Source organism: Paraburkholderia unamae (genome assembly GCF_003096875.1).
Lineage (GTDB): Bacteria > Pseudomonadota > Gammaproteobacteria > Burkholderiales > Burkholderiaceae > Paraburkholderia > Paraburkholderia unamae.
The window spans coordinates 24,119-40,933 of the sequence record NZ_QEOB01000026.1 but is presented as its reverse complement, the minus strand read 5'-3'; the positions used below and the strand labels follow the sequence as shown (position 1 = coordinate 40,933).

Genomic DNA, 16,815 nt, shown 5'->3' with positions numbered 1-16,815 from the left:
CGAGCGCCCCGCCCGAGTCGGCTTACTCGCTGTCGTCGTCCGGAGCGGGCGTGGTCTTCGCGAGCACCGGCGGCGCCAGCCAGCGGAACGTCGAGAGACCCGTTTCGTTGAAGGTGCACTCCGCGGCGGCGGCGGGCCGCACGGCCTTCTTGATGCCGAGCTTTGCGGCAAGCGCCCCGATCGGCGTGGTCGGCGCGGCTTCGGTGCTCTGGGTGGCAACCGGTGCCGTGGGAACCGCCATCATGCCGGGCACCACCGTGGCCACATTCGCCGGCGCCGCGAGTGCGTTCGACTCAGGCGAGCCCGAGTTCTGCGCCGACGCCGCGCGCGCCGCTGCCGACGCGGGCTGCGCAGCCCGCGCCGCCTGCGCGGACGATGCCGGCTCGGCAGGCGCCATGCCGTGATCGAGTTGCCCTTCGATCACGACGCGCGCGCCGCGATAGGTCGTCGCGCTATGCGTGACCTTCAGCTCGCCGAACGTGGTGTCGGCCAGCCGGTTACGCATCTCCTCTTCGCAGGCGCCGGTATTGCGGTATTGCGCCGCGCATCCCGCGAGCAGGGTGACCGCGGCGGCGAGGCCGGCGAAGCATGCGTTCCGTTTGTTCATCGCTCTTCCGTTTTTCAGGCTGCGGCAATTGTAGCGTACGGGCCGGGGAATCCCTTAGGCCACTCGCGTGAACGGCGCTAACCGGTCTACTGAGCCCGGCAAGCCCCCGCGAGCCTGCTATCATCGCCGCTGTATATCCGTACAGTGCCACGCGTGCTTCCCGACTCTCCCGATCCGTTCTACTACCTCGCGAACTTCGAGCGCGCGCTCGCGTGGCTCGACGCCCGCTGCGCCGACCTGTTCGGCGAGGCCGAGCGCCGTTTCGTCGACGATTTCGCCCGCCTGCCGCAGCCCGCGCGCGCACTTTTCGTGCGCATGCTCATGCGCCTCGGCCCGCACTTTCGCGCGAGCCGCCTTCAATACGACGAAATCGGCTGCCCGCGCGCGGCCGCCGCGCCGCTCGTCGCGGCGGGCTGGCTCGACGGCGCGCCCACGCTCGAGCTCGGGGCGCTCGCGCCGCTCGTGACGAAGGCCGAGCTTCAGGCGCTCGCGTCAAGCCTCGGCATCACGTTCGAAGCGCGCGCCACCCGCGCCGCCACGCTCGAGACGCTGCACGCCGCCGCGCCCGAGCCGCGCGCGTGGCATGCCTGGTTCCCGGCTTCGCCCGATACCGTGCTGCTGTTCGCCGCCGCGCCGCTTTGCGAGCGCCTGCGCCTCATGTTTTTCGGCAACCTGCATCAGGACTGGACGGAGTTCGTGCTCGCCGACCTCGGCGTGTATCGCTACGAGAGCGTGCCGCTGGACGACGCCTCGCGCGCGTTCCAGCGCCGCGACGATATCGACGCGTATCTCGCGCTGCGCGACTGCCGCGAGGCGCTGGACAGCGCGCTCCGCGACGCCGCCAGCAACGCGGCAGCGCCGGCCGATGCCGATGCGGCCATCGCCACGACGCTCGCCACGCTCGACGGCCTCGCTGCGCGCACTCATGCCAACCCCTGGCTGCGCGCACGCCACGACAAGCTGCGTCACGCCGTGGGGCTCGCCGCCGAGCGCGTGGGCGCGGCCGAACTGGCCTGGCGCGCGTATCTCGACTGCGGCCATCCCGAGTCGCGTTACCGGCGCGTGCGCGTGCTCGAACAACTGGCGCGACGCGACGAAGCGCTCGCGCTCGCTCAAGCCATTGCCGCCGCACCCGCGAACGAGGAAGAAGCCCAGCGGGCGACTCGCACGCTCGGGCGTCTCGCGCGCACACGTGCCAGGTCGAAGGCCACGCCATCGGCCGCCGCCGCGCCGGCATTCGCGCAACGCGAACTCACGCTGCCCCGCGCACCCATGGGCCTGCGCGTCGAGGAAGCCGCGCGCCTCGCGCTCGCCACGACGGACGCGCCCGTGTTCTACGTCGAGAACACGCTGATCAACGCCCTCTTCGGCCTGCTCTGCTGGCCCGCGCTGTTCGCGCCGCTGCCGGGCGCGTTCTTCCATCCGTTCCAGCGCGGCCCCGCCGATCTGCACGCCGCCGATTTCGTCACACGCCGCGCCACGCAGTTCGAAGCCTGCCTCGGCGAACTCGATACGCAGGCGTACCGCGAATCGATCGTGCGGCGCTATGCGGAGAAAGCCGGCATCCAGTCGCCGTTCGTCGCGTGGCCCGCGCTGAGTGACGACTTGCTTGCGCTCGCGCTCGACTGCTTTCCGGCTGCGCACCTGCGCCTGTGGTTCGAGCGGCTGCTGCGCGAGCCCGTGGCGAACCGCTCGGGCCTGCCCGATCTCGTGCGTTTCTGGCCACAGGAGCGGCGCTATGAGCTGATCGAAGTGAAAGGCCCTGGCGACCGGCTACAGGACAACCAGCGCCGCTGGCTCGCGTATTGCGCGACGCATGACATGCCGGTCTCGGTGCTGCAAGTACGCTGGCCCGGCGAATCCGCCGAATCGGACGAATCGGACGAATCGGACCAGAGCGACAAGACCGACGAAAGCGGCGGCGCGAGCGCCACCGCGCAGGCGTCGAACACGCCATGAGCTACACCGTCGCCGTGCGCACGCTGTGCGAATTCACCGCGAAGCGCGGCGACCTCGATCTGCGCTTCACGCCCTCGCCCGACGCCGCCGACGGCCGCGCGGGCCACGCCGCCATCGCTGCGCGCCGCCCGCCCGGCTACGAAACCGAAATCGCGCTCAGCGGCACGTTCGCAACGCTCACCGTGCGCGGCCGCGCCGACGGCTACGATCCCGCGCGCCGCAGGCTCGAAGAGTTCAAGACCTATCGCGGCGACCTCGATGCGATGCGCGAGAACCAGCGCGCGCTGCACTGGGCGCAACTACGCGTTTATGGCGCGCTCATGTGCGAAAAGCTCGGCGTCGATGCGCTCGAACTCGCGCTCGTTTACTACGACATCGGCTCGGGCCGCGAGACGGCGCTCGTCGAAACAGCCAGCGCCGCGGACTTGCGCGCCGCATTCGAGGCACAATGCCACCGCTTCGTCGCGTGGGCCGAGCAGGAAACCGCGCACCGCGCCGCGCGCGACGCCGCGCTCACCACGTTGCGCCTGCCGCATCCGGCGTTTCGCCACGGCCAGCGCGATCTTGCCGAGGCGGTCTGGCGCGCGGCAACGCAAGGACGCTGCCTGCTCGCCCAGGCGCCCACGGGCATCGGCAAGACCATCGGCACGCTCTTTCCCCAACTGAAAGCGTGCCCGCGCTCGGCGATCGACAAGGTGGTGTTTCTGAGCGCGAAAAGCTCGGGGCGGCAACTGGCGCTCGACGCCCTCGCCACGCTCGCGGGAATTCGCGAGGAACCGCACGCGTCACCGCAATCTGAGCGCCTGCCCCTGCGCGTGCTCGAACTCGTCGCGCGCGAGAAGGCTTGCGAGCATCCCGAAGCGGCGTGCCACGGCGAATCGTGCCCGCTCGCGCGCGGCTTCTACGACCGGCTGCCCGCGGCGCGCGCGGCTGCGCTCGAACGCGTGCGGCTCGATCGCGCCACGTTGCGCGACGTGGCAAGCGAGCATGCCGTCTGCCCCTACTACCTCGGCCAGGAACTCGCGCGCTGGAGCGACGTGATCGTCGGCGACTACAACTACTGGTTCGACACGAGCGCGATGCTGTTCATGCTCGCCGCGCACAACCAGTGGCGTGCGAGCGTGCTCGTGGACGAGGCGCACAATCTGCCCGAGCGCGCCCGCGCGATGTACTCGGCCGAACTCGTGCAAACGCGCATCGACACCGTACGCCGCAACGCGAGCGCGCCGCTCAAGCGCGCGCTCGCCCGCCTGCAAAAGCACTGGAACGCACAGAACGCCCTGCAACCGGACGCCTGGCGCGCAAGCGACACGCTGCCCGACGGACTCGTGACGGCGCTGGGCGACGTGATCGGCGCGATGGGCGACCAGCTCGCCGAGCCCGCGCTCGTGCGCGACCCCGAGCTGGAACGCTTCTATTTCGACGCCCTGCATTTCACGCGCATCGCCGAGCGCTTCGATACCCATTCGCTCTTCGATGTGACGCCTGTGCCGGGACAACCCGCGCGCCGCCCGCGCTCGACGCTCGCGATCCGCAACATCGTGCCGGCGGACGCATTGCGCGCGCGCATTGGCGCGACGCACAGCATCACGCTCTTTTCGGCGACGCTCTCGCCCACGCATTACTACACCGACATGCTCGGCTTGCCCGCCAACACGGTGAGCATCGATATCGACACGCCGTTTCGCGCCGAGCAGCTCGACGTCCACATCGCCCGCCATATCTCGACGCGCTACAAGGACCGCGAGCGTTCGCTCGAAGCGCTTGTGGCACGCGTGGCCTCGCAATACGCCGAGCGCCCCGGCAACTATCTGTGCTTTTTCAGCAGCTACGACTATCTCCAGCAAGCCGCCGATGCGTTCATGCTGCGCCACCCGCAGGTGGAAGTCTGGCTGCAATCGCGCACGATGGACGAAGCGGGCCAGCAAGCCTTCGTCGCGCGCTTCGCGCAGGGCGGCTGCGGCATTGGCTTCGCCGTGCTCGGCGGCGCGTTCGGCGAAGGCATCGATCTGCCCGGCACGCGCCTTATCGGCACGTTCATCGCGACCCTCGGCATGCCGCAGGTGAACCCCGTGAACGAAGCCATGCGCGCGCGCATGCAAGCGCTTTACGGCGCGGGTTTCGACTACACCTATCTGATTCCTGGCCTGCGCAAGGTCGTGCAGGCCGCGGGCCGCGTGATCCGCACGGAGGACGATCGCGGCGTCGTGCATCTGCTCGACGACCGCTTCGGCCAGCCCGGCGTGCGCGCGCTGCTGCCCGCGTGGTGGCGCATTGCCGCCGGTTGATCAAGAGTCCGAATCATTTTGCAATGAAAAAACGGCTGGCGCGACGAACAGCGCCAGCCGCATCAGCCGTGCCACGAACGCGTCAGGCCGGCTTCGCCTTGCCCGCACCCTTGCTGTTCTTCTTTGGCGGCGGAGGCGGATCGCCTTCCAGGTCGTCGGCGGCCAGCTCGGAGGCGACCTCGTCAACGGGCGGCGTATCGGCTTTCTTCGCCTTCTTCGCGGGCTTGCCCTCCTTCACGTCGGGCGGCACCGCGATCTTGTTGACCGTCACCTCGTCGTTGGTCTTGTCGTAGCCGATCTCGACGGTGTCTCCCGACTGCAACGCGTCGCCGAGTATCTCTTTCGCGAGGCGCGTCTCCACTTCCTGGCGAATCTGCCGCTTGAGCTCGCGCGCGCCGAACTCGGGCTGATAACCCGCTTCCACGAGATGATCGACAAGCGCATCGCCCATACGGAGCGTGATGCCCTGCGCGGCCGCCGTGCGCGTGACACGGTCGAGCTGGATCTGCACGATCGCCCGGATGTTGTCGCGCGAGAGGGCATGAAACACGATGATCTCGTCGATCCGGTTGAGGAACTCGGGCCGGAAATGCCCCTTGAGCACCTTCATGAGTTCCGCACGAATCGTCTTTTCGTCGAGCCGCGACTTCTCGGGGCGCTCGAGGTTGTCCATGATGATGGACGCGCCCAGGTTGCTCGTGGCGATCAGGATCGTGTTGCTGAAGTCCACCACGCGTCCCTTGCCGTCGGTCAGGCGACCGTCGTCGAACACTTGCAGCAGGACGTTGTAGACATCGGCGTGCGCCTTCTCGATCTCGTCGAGCAGGATCACGCTATAGGGGCGGCGGCGCACGCGCTCGGTGAGCTGGCCGCCTTCGTCATAGCCGACGTATCCCGGCGGCGCGCCGATCAGGCGAGCCACCGTATGACGCTCCATGTACTCGCTCATGTCGATGCGGATAATGGCCTGCTCGTCGCCGAACACGGTTTCCGCCAGCGCCTTCGCAAGCTCCGTCTTGCCGACGCCCGTGGGCCCGAGGAACAGGAAGGTCGCGATCGGCCGGTTCGACTGGCCGAGACCCGCGCGCGACAGACGCACGGCGTCGCTGACCGCCACCACCGCATCTTCCTGACCCACCACACGCTCGCGCAACGTCTCCTCCATCTTGAGCAGCTTCTGGCGCTCCTCCTGCGTGAGGTCGGCAACCGGAATGCCGGTGAGACGCGAGACGACCTCGGCAATGGAAGCCACCGTCACTTCCAGCGTTTCCGAACCCGTCTTGCGTTGCCAGGCCTCGGTGAGTTCGTCGAGCTTTTCCTGCTTCTCCTTGATGCGTTCTTCGAAGCCCTTGGCTTCGTCAAAGCGCTTGCGCGAGGCCGCATAGTCCTGCTCGCGCTTGAGCTGCACGATCTCCGCTTCGAGCTCCTGAATGTCGGCGGGCCGCGAGGTGGCACCGATGCGCACGCGCGCAGCCGCCTGATCGATCAGGTCGATCGCCTTGTCGGGCAAGAAGCGCGACGTGATGTAGCGATCGGACAATTCGGCGGCAGCCACGAAGGCGTCGTCGGCGAAGGTCACCTGGTGGTGGGCTTCGAGCTTGTCGCGCAGCCCGCGCAGGATCACGATGGTCTGCTCGACCGTGGGCTCCGGCACCAGCACGGGCTGAAAGCGCCGTTCGAGCGCCGCGTCCTTCTCGATGTACTTCTGATACTCGTTGAGCGTGGTCGCGCCAATGAGGCTCAACTCGCCGCGCGCGAGCGCGGGCTTGAGCACGTTCGCGATATCGAGCCCGCCTTCGCCACCGCCCTGCCCCGCGCCGACGATCGTATGCAACTCGTCGATGAAAAGAATCAGTTCGTCGTGCTTCGCCGTGACCTCGTCGATCAACTGCTTCGCGCGCTCCTCGAACTCGCCGCGATACTTCGCGCCCGCGACCATCGAGTTGATGTTCACTTCGACCAGGCGCTTGCCGCGCAGCACTTCGGGCACGTCGCCGTTGACGATACGCTGCGCGAGCCCTTCCACGATGGCGGTTTTGCCCACGCCCGGCTCGCCGATCAGCACCGGGTTGTTCTTCTTGCGCCGCGCGAGCACCTCGATCGTGCTCTCGATTTCCTGTGCGCGGCCGAGCACGGGGTCGAGCTTGCCTTGCCGCGCCATGGCCGTGAGGTCGCGGCCGAACTTGTCGAGCGTCGGCGTGCCCGTGGGCGCATCGACGCGGCCATCCTCCGCGCCCTTGCCCACCACCTTCACGACCTTCTGGCGCAGCGCCTCGGGCGTCACGCCGTACTTCTTGAGCAGCGCGCCCGCAATGCTGTCCGGCACCGCCGCGAGACCGATCAGCAGATGCTCGGGGCCGACATACGAGTGGCCGAGATCGCGCGACGCCTGGAACGCGAACTGAAACGCCTTCTTCAGCCGCGGCGAGATCGTCATCTTGTCGATGGGCGAATCGGGCGAGGCCGAGCCCTTTTGAGCATGCTGGTCGATATAGCCTTTGATGTCCTGCGGCGAGAGCTTCAACTCCTTCAGGAGTGCTGCGCAAACGTCGGTGTCCGCGAGCACGTAGAGCAGATGCTCCGTGTCGAGTTCGTTACGTTGCAGTTCGTGGGCTTTTTCCGCGGCGCGCTGGAGGATTTCGAGCGTCTGCTCGCTGAACGCGTCGGTGGCGTCCACGGATTCGCGCGGCACCTCGGCAGCGAGGCCCGGGCCTTCGTCGTCGTCATGCTCGCCCTCGCCGCCCATGCCGCCGAAAAAACGCGACAGGCCGCTGCCGCCCAGCAGCGAATCGAACGGGTTGAGCATGCTTTGGTGACGCATCAACTGGCGGTAGTCGTAGTCGCATATCGACATCGACTTGCGCTGGCCGTTCTGGACGACGGTGACGCGTGCGACCGCGGGACGGGTATTACAGATTTCGCAGAGGGTGGGCATGGTCGGCTTATCTCCGGAGGATCGCCATCACGCCGCGCAACGAAGCATGCCACGAGCACGCGCACGGCGCGATGTGCCACGCGCCGGCCGCGCGAACAGGCACGGGCAACGGCTGCGCCGGCAGAGCGGGAAAGCGGCGGCCGCGCACGATGCTTTCGGCGCGGCGCTGCGACGAACGATGACCGTGCGGGCGGCACAACACTCGCGCATCGCCTGCGCGAACCACCCCGCATCGGTGGAAATGATTGTGGCAGGATTCGCCGGCCCACGCATCGAGCGTGCAATGCGGCGCATACGCGCGCGGATCGCGCACGCAGCGAAGAAAAAGGGCGGGACGTGAGTCCCGCCCCGAGAACGCGCTGTGGGCGCGCGAGGAGAGCAACTACGCGTGACGACCAACCTTGCGTGAAGCGACGCAATGTCACACGCGGTGCAAGAACACGGTCATCTATCTGACGACGAATGCAGGTTTGCAATCGTCGCGACACGGCACGCTCAACGGCGGTTCGATCCCGACACCACATCGATCCACACGGCGAGCACGAGAATGCCGCCCTTCACGATCATCTGCCAGTAGGCGTCGACGTCGAGCATCGACATGCCGTTATCGAGGCTCGCCATCACGAGTGCGCCGATCAGCGCGCCATACACGGTGCCGGAACCGCCGCGCATCGAAGTGCCGCCGATGAAGCACGCCGCAATCGCGTCGAGCTCGCCCATCGTGCCCGCCGAAGGCGAACCGGCGGCAAGACGTGCCGTGTTGACGATGCCCGCGAATGCGCACATGAGGCCCATCAGCGCGAAGATCGCAAGCTTCACGCGGTTCGTGTTGACGCCTGAAAGACGTGTCGCCTCGAGGTTCGAGCCCACTGCGTAGATACGGCGACCGAACACCGTTTGCGTGGCGATCCATGTGAAGATACCGAGCAGCGCGAGCAGCAACAACACGGGCACGGGTATGCCGCCATAGCTGTCGAGCATCAGCACGAACGCCAGCAGGATCGCTCCCGCACCCACGATCTTCACGCCGTCCTGCCAAAGCGGCACCACGCTCAACTGATAACGCCTGCGGTTCGCGCGCTGGCGCACCGTGAGCACCGCGAGCAGCACGAACATCGCGAGCGCAAGCACGTCGCCCGCCACGCGCGGCAAATAGCCCTGCCCAAGGAACACGAAGTGATCGGACACCGGCGCGATGGTCGAGCCGCCCGTGATGCCGAGCAGCACGCCGCGAAACGCGAGCATGCCGCCCAGCCCCACGATGAACGACGGCACGCGCCGATAGGTCGACCACCAGCCGTTGAAGAGACCCACGAGCACGCCGAGCGCGAGCACCACCGGCACGGTCACGCCGATGGGCCAGCCCCGGTTCACGTCGAGAATCGCGGCCACGCCGCCTAGCAGGCCGAGCAGCGACCCGACGGAAAGATCGATCTCGCCCGCGATGATGACGAACACCATGCCGCAAGCGAGCATGCCCGTGATCGACATCTGCCGCAGCAGGTTCGACACATTGCGTGGCGTGACGAACGCGCCATGCGTGAGCATCGAAAAGAACAACCAGATCACCGCCACCGCGAGCAGCAACGCGAGGATCTTGTAGCGTGCGAAGAGTTGCTGGAAACGTAGCGCGAAGCCATTGCCGCCTGGCTGCTGGTTTTCGCGCGCGCCCTGGGTCGTGACGTCCGGTGTCATGCTGCACTCGCTCTTTCGGGTTGGGCGCGCGCGCTCTGGATCGCCGCGCCGAGAATGTCTTCCTGCGTAAGGCCAACGTTCGCGAAGTCGCCGCGCAACTCGCCCTCGCCGATCACGAGCACGCGGTCGCTGATGCCGAGCACTTCGGGCAACTCCGACGACACCATCACGATCGCCACGCCACGTTTGGCCAGCTGGAAGATCAGCTTGTAGATTTCATACTTCGCGCCCACGTCCACGCCGCGCGTCGGTTCGTCGAGAATCAGCACCTTCGGGTCGGTGAGCAGCATCTTGGTGAGCACCGCCTTCTGCTGATTGCCGCCCGACAGGCTCGCGATCGACAGCATGGGATTCGCCGCGCGCACCGAAAGCCGCTGCATCTCCGTGCGGATCGTGTCGAGCTCGGCGGCCGTGTCGATGCGGCCGTGCTTCGAAAAGCGTTGCAGCACCGAAAGCGTGATGTTGTGGCCCACGCCCAGTTGCGGCACGATGCCGTGGCGCTTGCGATCCTCGGGCACCATGGCGATACCGGCGTGGATCGCGTCGAGCGGCGAGCGGATTTTCAACGGCTTGCCTTCGAGCCGCACCGTGGCCGTGCAGGCGCCTGCATACGCGCCGAAAATCGCCTGCATCGTCTCTGTTCGGCCCGCGCCCACGAGACCCGCCACGCCCACGATTTCACCGCGTCGCACCGCAAACGACACATCGTCCACGCGCTTGCGGCGCGGATTCGTCACGTCGTAGCACGTCACGTTGCGCGCCTCGAACACGACGTCGCCGATATCGTGCGGCTCGCGCGGAAAGAGATTGCGGATCTCGCGCCCCACCATCATCGCGATGATGCGGTCGGTGTCGAGCGTCGCCATCGGCTCGGTGGCCACGTGGCGGCCGTCGCGAATCACGGTGACGGTGTCGCACACGGCCTCGACCTCGTCGAGCTTGTGCGAGATATACACGCACGCCACGCCGCGCCGCTTCAGGTCGCGCACGATGTCGAGCAGAATCTTGGTTTCCGCCGCCGTGAGCGACGACGAGGGCTCGTCGAGTATCAGCAGCTTCGCGCGCTTGTTCAGCGCCTTCGCGATCTCGATGAGCTGCTGGTGGCCGCCGCCGTAGTTCATCACCGGCTGCGCCACGTTGATGGCGTCGATGTTCAACTCGCGCAGCAGTTCGTCGGCGCGTTGGTACATCGCCGCGTAATTCATGCGCCCGCCCCGCAGCGTGATTTCGTTGCCGAGGAAAATGTTCTCGGCCACCGACAGCTCGGGCACGAGCATCAGTTCCTGATGGATGATGACGATGCCCGCACGCTCGGTGTCGCGCACGCTCTGCGCTTCGAGCGGCGCGCCCTCCCAGCGGATCTCGCCGCTCCAGGTGCCGTGCGGGTACACGCCCGAGAGCACTTTCATGAGCGTGGATTTGCCGGCGCCGTTCTCGCCGCACAGCCCCACGCATTCGCCCGGCCGCACCGTGAGGTCGATTCCGTCGAGCGCCTTCACGCCCGCAAAGGACTTGACGATGCCGCGCATCGTCAGCAAGGGTTCACTCATACGCTGGTTCACTCGCTGCGATGGCCCGCGCGCCGCCGTGGCGCGCGCGGGCCGTCTGGCCAAGGACGTTACTGGCTCGCCAGTTGCGCCTGCGTATAGAAGCCGTCCTTCACGACGACGTCGACATTGCCCTTCGTGAGCAGCGTGGGTTGCAGCAGCACCGTGTCGACCTTCTTCTTGCCGTTGTCGTACTGCGCGTTGTAGGCGGGCTTCTGTCCCTTCGCGAGATCGACGGCGAGCTTCGCAGCTTCACCCGCGATGAGCTTGAGCGGCTTGTAGACCGTCATGGTCTGGGTGCCCGCCACCACACGCTTGACCGCCGCGAGATCCGCGTCCTGGCCCGACACCGGCACCTTGCCCGCGAGATGCTGTGCGGCGAGCGCCTGGATCGCGCCGCCCGCCGTGCCGTCGTTCGAGGCGACCACGGCGTCGATCTTGTTGTTGTTCGCGGTGAGCGCGTCTTCCATGATGCGCAGGGCCGTGGAAGCGCTCCACTCCGGCACCCACTGCTGACCGACCACCTTGATATCGCCGCGATCGATCGCCGGCTTCAAGACCTTCAGTTGTCCTTCGCGCAGCATTTTCGCGTTGTTGTCGGTGGGCGCGCCGCCCAGCAGGAAGTAATTGCCCTTGGGCTGTGCGTCGTACACGCCCTTCGCCTGAAGCTCGCCGACCTTTTCGTTGTCGAACGAAATGTAGGCGTCGATATCGGCGTCGAGAATCAGGCGGTCATACGAGACGACCTTGATGCCCGCCTTCTTCGCTTCGGCCACCACATTGCCGAGCGTTTTCGAATTGAACGGCACGATCACGATCACATCCACGCCGCGTGAGATAAGGTTTTCGATCTGCGAGATCTGGCGCTCCTCGCTCGCGTCGGCGGACTGCACCGAGACTTTCGCGCCCAGCTTTTCCGCCGCCGCGACGAAATAGTCACGGTCGCGCGACCAGCGTTCCACGCGCAGGTCGTCGATGCAGAAGCCGATTTCGGGATGATCCTTGCTTGCGTGCGCGAGCGGCGCGGCAAGCGAGAGACTCGCAAGCACGGCGCCACAAATGAGCGAGCCTAGAACCGAACGACGTTTGGCGATTTTCATGTCTCCACACTCCTCTTGATTGCCGCTGCACGGTCATGCGCTGGCGCTGCCGGCGCGGCGACGGGTTGCCAGATCGTTATTGCCTGGACGTTATTACCTGAGCCTTACTGCCTCTACCTGGATAGCTCCGGGGCGCACGCCAAGCAGCATAGCGCGCGGTATAACTATAGGACTGCCAATCGACTGCGTGGCTACGCCGGCCGCGCAGCTTTTTCTTCACCCGCGCCTTTTCAGGCGTCGGTTGCGAAAACCGGTTCTAGCGCACGGTAGAGCGCACGAAAGGTCGGACGGCGCGCATCGCGATACCACGCGTGACGCGCGGCGTGCGGCTCGCGTACCGCGAGCACGGGCGGTTGCGGGCACACCTCGTCGAGCGAGGCGCCGGGTTCGAGCGCAAGATGCGCGAGCCGGGCGGCGCCAAGCGCCGGGCCGACCTCGCCGCCCGCGCGCAACGTGAGCGCGCGGCCGCTGATATCGGCGAGCATTTGCGTCCACCAGGCGCTGCGCGAGCCGCCGCCGATCACGGTGATCGTCTCGGGCACGAGCCCCGCCGCATGCAGCGCGTCCATGCCGTCGAGCAGCGCGAAGCCCACGCCTTCGAGCGTCGCATTCGCGAGATCGGCGCGAGAAGTCTGTGGCGTCATGCCGTAAAACACGCCCTTTGCGTTGACGTTGTTGTGCGGCGTGCGCTCACCGCTCAGATACGGGAGGAACCAGGGCCGGCGCGCATCGAGATCGGCGTTCGAATTGGCTTCGGCGTCGGCAAGCAATGCGGCGACGCTTTCGTAATGCGTGAGCCGCGCCGTAAAGTCGAGGCAACTCGCGGCGTTGAGCATCACGGACATCAAGTGCCACGTGTGCGGCAATGCATGGCAGAAACTGTGCACGGCGGAATCGGGATTGGCGAGAAAGCCGTCCGAGACCGCGAAATACACGCCCGAGGTGCCGAGCGAAAGCATCGCGTCGCCCGGCCTCACGATGCCCACGCCCACTGCACCCGCCGCGTTGTCGCCGCCGCCCGCCACGACCGGAATTTCACGCAGACCGAATTCCCGCGCGAGTTCCGGGCGCAGCGTGCCGGTCACCTGATTGCCTTCGTGCACGTCCGGCATCTGCTCGCGCGTGAGGCCGCACGCCGCGAGCAGCGTGTCGCTGTAGTCGCGCCGGGCAATGTCGAGCCACAGCGTGCCTGCGGCGTCCGACGGGTCCGTCGCGAATACGCCAGTGAGCAACCAGCGCAAATAGTCCTTGGGCAGCAACACATGCGCGATGCGCGCGAAAATGTCCGGCTCGTGCTTGCGCACCCATAGCAGCTTCGGCGCGGTGAAGCCCGGCATCGCGAGATTGCCCGCAACCGCATGCAGTTGCGGCGCGGCGCGCTCCAGCTCGATACATTCGGCATCCGAACGACCGTCGTTCCACAGAATCGCGGGGCGCAGCACTTCGCCTTGCGCGTCGAGCAGCGTCGCGCCGTGCATCTGTCCGGTGAGTCCCAGCGCCTCGATACGCGCAGCGTCGATACCGCGAGCGCGCGCCTCTTCGATGAGCGCGCGCAGTGCGCCACGCGTGGCGAGCCACCAGTCTTGCGGCGCCTGTTCGGACCAGCGTGGCTGCGGCCGGCTCACCGTGAGCGGCGCGCTCGCGCTGGCGAGCACGTCGCCCGCACGGTCGAGCAGCACGGCCTTCACGCCCGACGTGCCGAGGTCGATACCGATGAACATGTCTCCTTCCTTCTTTTTTGCGCCAGTTTGCCTTCAACGCAAACTGGCGCAATTGCGAATTTGACGGCGCGCGCTAATGTTTTTTCGCGGCTTGCACGCGCCGTGGCGCGCCTAGCGCTGACCGTAGATCGCCTGATTCACGACGTTTTCGAGCCGCTCCTGCTGGCCGCTCACGTGCTGCGGATTCATGCCGTGCGCAAGCGCGTCGGCGGCGAGCGACGAAAGCGAATAGCCGCCCGAGAGAATCTTGCGCCCGAACTCGCTGTCCCAGCCCGCGTAGCGCTGGCTGCGGAACTGCTCAAGCCGGTCGTTTTCCACGAGCACGGCCGCGCGCTCCAGCGCGAGCGCGAGCACGTCGATCGCGCCGACGTGGCCGTAGAACAAGTCTTCAGGATCGACGCTCGGGCGGCGCACTTTCGCGTCGAAGTTCATGCCGCCCGTGGTGAAGCCGCCGTGGCGCAGGATCTCGTAGAACGCGAGCGTGAGTTCTTCGACACTGTTGGGAAACTGATCGGTGTCCCAACCGTTTTGCGGGTCGCCGCGATTTGCGTCGACGCTGCCGAAGATGCCCAGCGCGTAGGCCGTCGCAATCTCGTGATGGAACGAGTGACCCGCGAGCGTCGCGTGATTCGCCTCGATATTCACGCGGATCTCATTCTGCAAGCCGTATTGCGTGAGGAAACCGTGCACCGTCGCCACGTCGTAGTCGTATTGGTGCTTGGTCGGCTCCTGCGGCTTGGGCTCGATCAGCAGCGTGCCCGTGAAGCCCGTGCGCTGCTTGTGCTCGACCACCATCGAAAGAAAGCGCGCGAACTGATCGCGCTCGCGCTTGAGGTCGGTGTTGAGCAGCGTCTCGTAGCCCTCGCGACCGCCCCACAGCACGTAGTTTTCACCGCCGAGCTTGCGCGTGGCGTCGAGCGCATGGCAGACCTGAGTTGCGGCATAGGCGAAAACTTCGGGGTTGGGATTCGTCGCCGCCCCGCCCGCATAGCGCGGATTGGAAAAGAGGTTCGCAGTGCCCCAGAGCAGCTTCACGCCGCTTGCCTGCTGGCGCTCGCCGAGGTAGTCGACCACGCGTTTGAAATTCTCCGTGTAGTCCTTCAGGTTCTTGCCCTCGGGCGCGACATCGGTGTCGTGGAACGTATAGTAAGGTGTACCGAGTTTCGTGAAAAATTCGAACGCGGCGTCGGCCTTCTGGCGCGCGCGCTCCATGGCGTCGCCCGGCTGCTGCCACGGCCGGTGAAACGCCGCCTGGCCGAAAATATCGTTGCCGGGCCAGACGAACGAATGCCAGTAGCACACGGCGATGCGCAGGTGCTCTTCGAGCGTCTTGCCGAGCACCTTCTTCGTCCGATCGTAGTGATGGTACGCAAGCGGGTTGTCCGATTGCGGGCCTTCGTATCGAATTGCGGGGATGGATTCGAAATACGACATGATGTCTCCAAGGTTGTTGCGGCGCAGCGGCGCGGCGCACACCGGTCTGTGTGACGCCATACTGCCCGTTGTGCGCAAAGCGCGGCAATTGCGAAATTGCGTGAGACCTTTAATGTTTCCTGCCGACGCACGCAACCGTTACGCCCGCAAGCCCGCATGTGGGCCTAAAATGACCCGACGCTTAAAACGACGCGCCACTGGCGTGAGAGACATCGTAGCGCGGCGCCTGGCGGCATGCACCGCGCCCGAACCGGAGACATGGCAGCGAACGCGCGCGCACCGCGCCCGCCCGAACGCCGCCGAAACGATATGACCCGCGCCCCCGCTTCCCAGACGCCTCACCGCATTGCGCTGCTCTTCAACGCCAACAAGGTCTACGACCGCGAGATCATTGCCGGCATCGGCCACTATTTGCGCTCCACACGCGTGGCGTGGGACCTCTTTCTGGAAGAAGACTTCCGCTGCCGCCTCGCCGGCATCGAGCGCTTCGACGGCGACGGCATCATCGCCGACTTCGACGACCCCGCCGTGGCCGACGCGCTGCGCGGCTGCCCGCTGCCGGTGGTGGCCGTGGGCTCGTCGTTCGAGGACGCGACGCAGTACCCGGCCGAACTGCCCTATATCGCGACCGACAACCGCAAGCTCGTCTCACTCGCGTTGACGCACCTGATCGGCGCAGGCTTGCCCAATCTCGCCATGTACAGCTTGCCTGTCGCACAGGAAAACCGCTGGGCGCAGGAGCGCGAACTGGCGTTCCAGGCGCTCGCGCGTGAGGAAGGCATGGAGGCGCCGGTGTACCGCGGGCTGGCCACGAGCGCGGTCGCGTGGAACCAGGCCGTCGAACAATTGAGCGTCTGGCTGCATAGCCTGCCCAAGCCGGTGGGCGTGATCGCCGTGACCGACGCGCGGGCGCGGCATTTGCTTCAGGCTTGCCTCATCCACGGCATCGCGGTGCCCGAGCAGGTGGCGATCATCGGTATCGACAACGACCCGCTCACCCGCACGCTCACACGCATTCCGCTTTCGTCAGTGATCCAGGGGACCGAGGAAATGGGCAAGACGGCCGCGCACCTGCTGCACCAGATGCTACGCGGTGCACGTTTTCCGGGACAACGCATTCTGGTTCCGCCCGTCGGCATCAATGTGCTCGAATCGACCCGCCATGAACCGCTGTCGAGCCCGCATGTCATGCGTGCGCGCCACTTCATCCGCCAGTACGCCTGCCAGGGGATCAAGACCGAGCAGGTGGCCGACTATGTGGGCGTGTCGCGCTCGTCGCTGGAAGAATATTTCCGGCGTGAACTCCAGTGCACGGTCCACCAGGAGATCCTGCGCCACAAGCTCGACGCGGCGAAGGCCATGCTCGCGAGCCGCGACGCCGCGAGCGCCGAGGTGGCGATCCGCTGCGGATTCACGTCGTTGCAGTACATGTATGCGGTGTTCCGGCGCGAACTGGGCTGCACGCCGCGCGAATATCAGGACCGCGTGGCGAACGCATCCGGCGCGCGCGTGTCCACACCTTGAAGGCG

At 66.5% G+C, this 16,815-nt stretch carries 11 protein-coding genes; 4 read left to right on the top strand and 7 right to left on the bottom strand.

Features of this window, described 5'->3' with window-relative positions; translation table 11 throughout:
* Positions 1-22: 22 nt before the first annotated feature.
* Complete coding sequence (locus tag C7402_RS37665) at positions 23-607, bottom strand: hypothetical protein (protein ID WP_116614163.1); 585 nt, start codon at positions 605-607, stop codon at positions 23-25.
* A 153-nt stretch (positions 608-760) separates the two neighbouring features.
* Here C7402_RS37665 and C7402_RS37660 point away from each other — a divergent pair, with 153 nt between their 5' ends.
* Both C7402_RS37660 and C7402_RS37655 read left to right on the top strand, forming a co-directional pair.
* Complete coding sequence (locus C7402_RS37660; protein ID WP_116614202.1) at positions 761-2,566, top strand: VRR-NUC domain-containing protein; 1,806 nt, start codon at positions 761-763, stop codon at positions 2,564-2,566.
* Entirely contained in the window at positions 2,563-4,854 is a 2,292-nt protein-coding gene (locus C7402_RS37655) for an ATP-dependent DNA helicase (protein ID WP_116614162.1), read from the top strand. The genes C7402_RS37660 and C7402_RS37655 overlap by 4 nt, the downstream gene beginning before the upstream one ends.
* Positions 4,855-4,936: 82 nt before the next feature.
* On the opposite strand, the gene C7402_RS37650 is transcribed toward C7402_RS37655, so the two are convergent.
* The gene (locus C7402_RS37650) at positions 4,937-7,789 is read right to left on the bottom strand and encodes an ATP-dependent Clp protease ATP-binding subunit (protein WP_112176757.1); all 2,853 of its coding nucleotides are present in this window, start codon (positions 7,787-7,789) and stop codon (positions 4,937-4,939) included.
* Between C7402_RS37650 and C7402_RS46560 the strand changes: the two genes are divergently transcribed.
* Positions 7,788-8,129 (top strand): hypothetical protein, encoded by a 342-nt coding sequence (locus C7402_RS46560; RefSeq protein ID WP_133254625.1) that lies wholly within the window; start codon positions 7,788-7,790, stop codon positions 8,127-8,129. The genes C7402_RS37650 and C7402_RS46560 overlap by 2 nt on opposite strands.
* Before the next feature lie 155 nt (positions 8,130-8,284).
* Here C7402_RS46560 and C7402_RS37640 read toward each other — a convergent pair whose 3' ends face one another.
* The 5 genes from C7402_RS37640 to xylA form a co-directional block, all read right to left on the bottom strand.
* A complete protein-coding gene (locus C7402_RS37640) occupies positions 8,285-9,484 on the bottom strand; it encodes a sugar ABC transporter permease (protein ID WP_112176755.1) in 1,200 nt (399 codons plus the stop codon).
* Complete coding sequence (xylG, locus tag C7402_RS37635) at positions 9,481-11,022, bottom strand: D-xylose ABC transporter ATP-binding protein (protein ID WP_482811993.1); 1,542 nt, start codon at positions 11,020-11,022, stop codon at positions 9,481-9,483. The genes C7402_RS37640 and xylG overlap by 4 nt, the downstream gene beginning before the upstream one ends.
* Positions 11,023-11,102: 80 nt before the next feature.
* Positions 11,103-12,131 (bottom strand): D-xylose ABC transporter substrate-binding protein, encoded by a 1,029-nt coding sequence (gene xylF / locus C7402_RS37630; protein WP_116614159.1) that lies wholly within the window; start codon positions 12,129-12,131, stop codon positions 11,103-11,105.
* Between the two features lie 230 nt (positions 12,132-12,361).
* Positions 12,362-13,852, bottom strand: coding sequence for a xylulokinase (gene xylB / locus C7402_RS37625; protein WP_116614158.1), 1,491 nt, complete (start codon positions 13,850-13,852; stop codon positions 12,362-12,364).
* Positions 13,853-13,963: 111 nt separating this feature from the next.
* Positions 13,964-15,286, bottom strand: a complete 1,323-nt coding sequence (gene xylA / locus C7402_RS37620; RefSeq protein WP_116614201.1) for a xylose isomerase — start codon at positions 15,284-15,286, stop codon at positions 13,964-13,966.
* Positions 15,287-15,595: 309 nt separating this feature from the next.
* On the opposite strand from xylA, the gene C7402_RS37615 reads away from it, so the two are divergent.
* Positions 15,596-16,810, top strand: coding sequence for a XylR family transcriptional regulator (locus C7402_RS37615; protein WP_116614200.1), 1,215 nt, complete (start codon positions 15,596-15,598; stop codon positions 16,808-16,810).
* Positions 16,811-16,815 lie beyond the last annotated feature (5 nt).

Coding starts and splice junctions, on each gene's coding strand:
- C7402_RS37615 (WP_116614200.1), top strand. CDS start 15,596: ATGACCCGCGCCCCCGCTTCCCAGACGCCTCACCGCATTGCGCTGCTC.
- C7402_RS46560 (WP_133254625.1), top strand. CDS start 7,788: ATGGTCGGCTTATCTCCGGAGGATCGCCATCACGCCGCGCAACGAAGC.
- xylB (WP_116614158.1), bottom strand. CDS start 13,852: ATGTTCATCGGTATCGACCTCGGCACGTCGGGCGTGAAGGCCGTGCTG.
- C7402_RS37665 (WP_116614163.1), bottom strand. CDS start 607: ATGAACAAACGGAACGCATGCTTCGCCGGCCTCGCCGCCGCGGTCACC.
- C7402_RS37655 (WP_116614162.1), top strand. CDS start 2,563: ATGAGCTACACCGTCGCCGTGCGCACGCTGTGCGAATTCACCGCGAAG.
- xylA (WP_116614201.1), bottom strand. CDS start 15,286: ATGTCGTATTTCGAATCCATCCCCGCAATTCGATACGAAGGCCCGCAA.
- xylF (WP_116614159.1), bottom strand. CDS start 12,131: ATGAAAATCGCCAAACGTCGTTCGGTTCTAGGCTCGCTCATTTGTGGC.
- C7402_RS37650 (WP_112176757.1), bottom strand. CDS start 7,789: ATGCCCACCCTCTGCGAAATCTGTAATACCCGTCCCGCGGTCGCACGC.
- C7402_RS37640 (WP_112176755.1), bottom strand. CDS start 9,484: ATGACACCGGACGTCACGACCCAGGGCGCGCGCGAAAACCAGCAGCCA.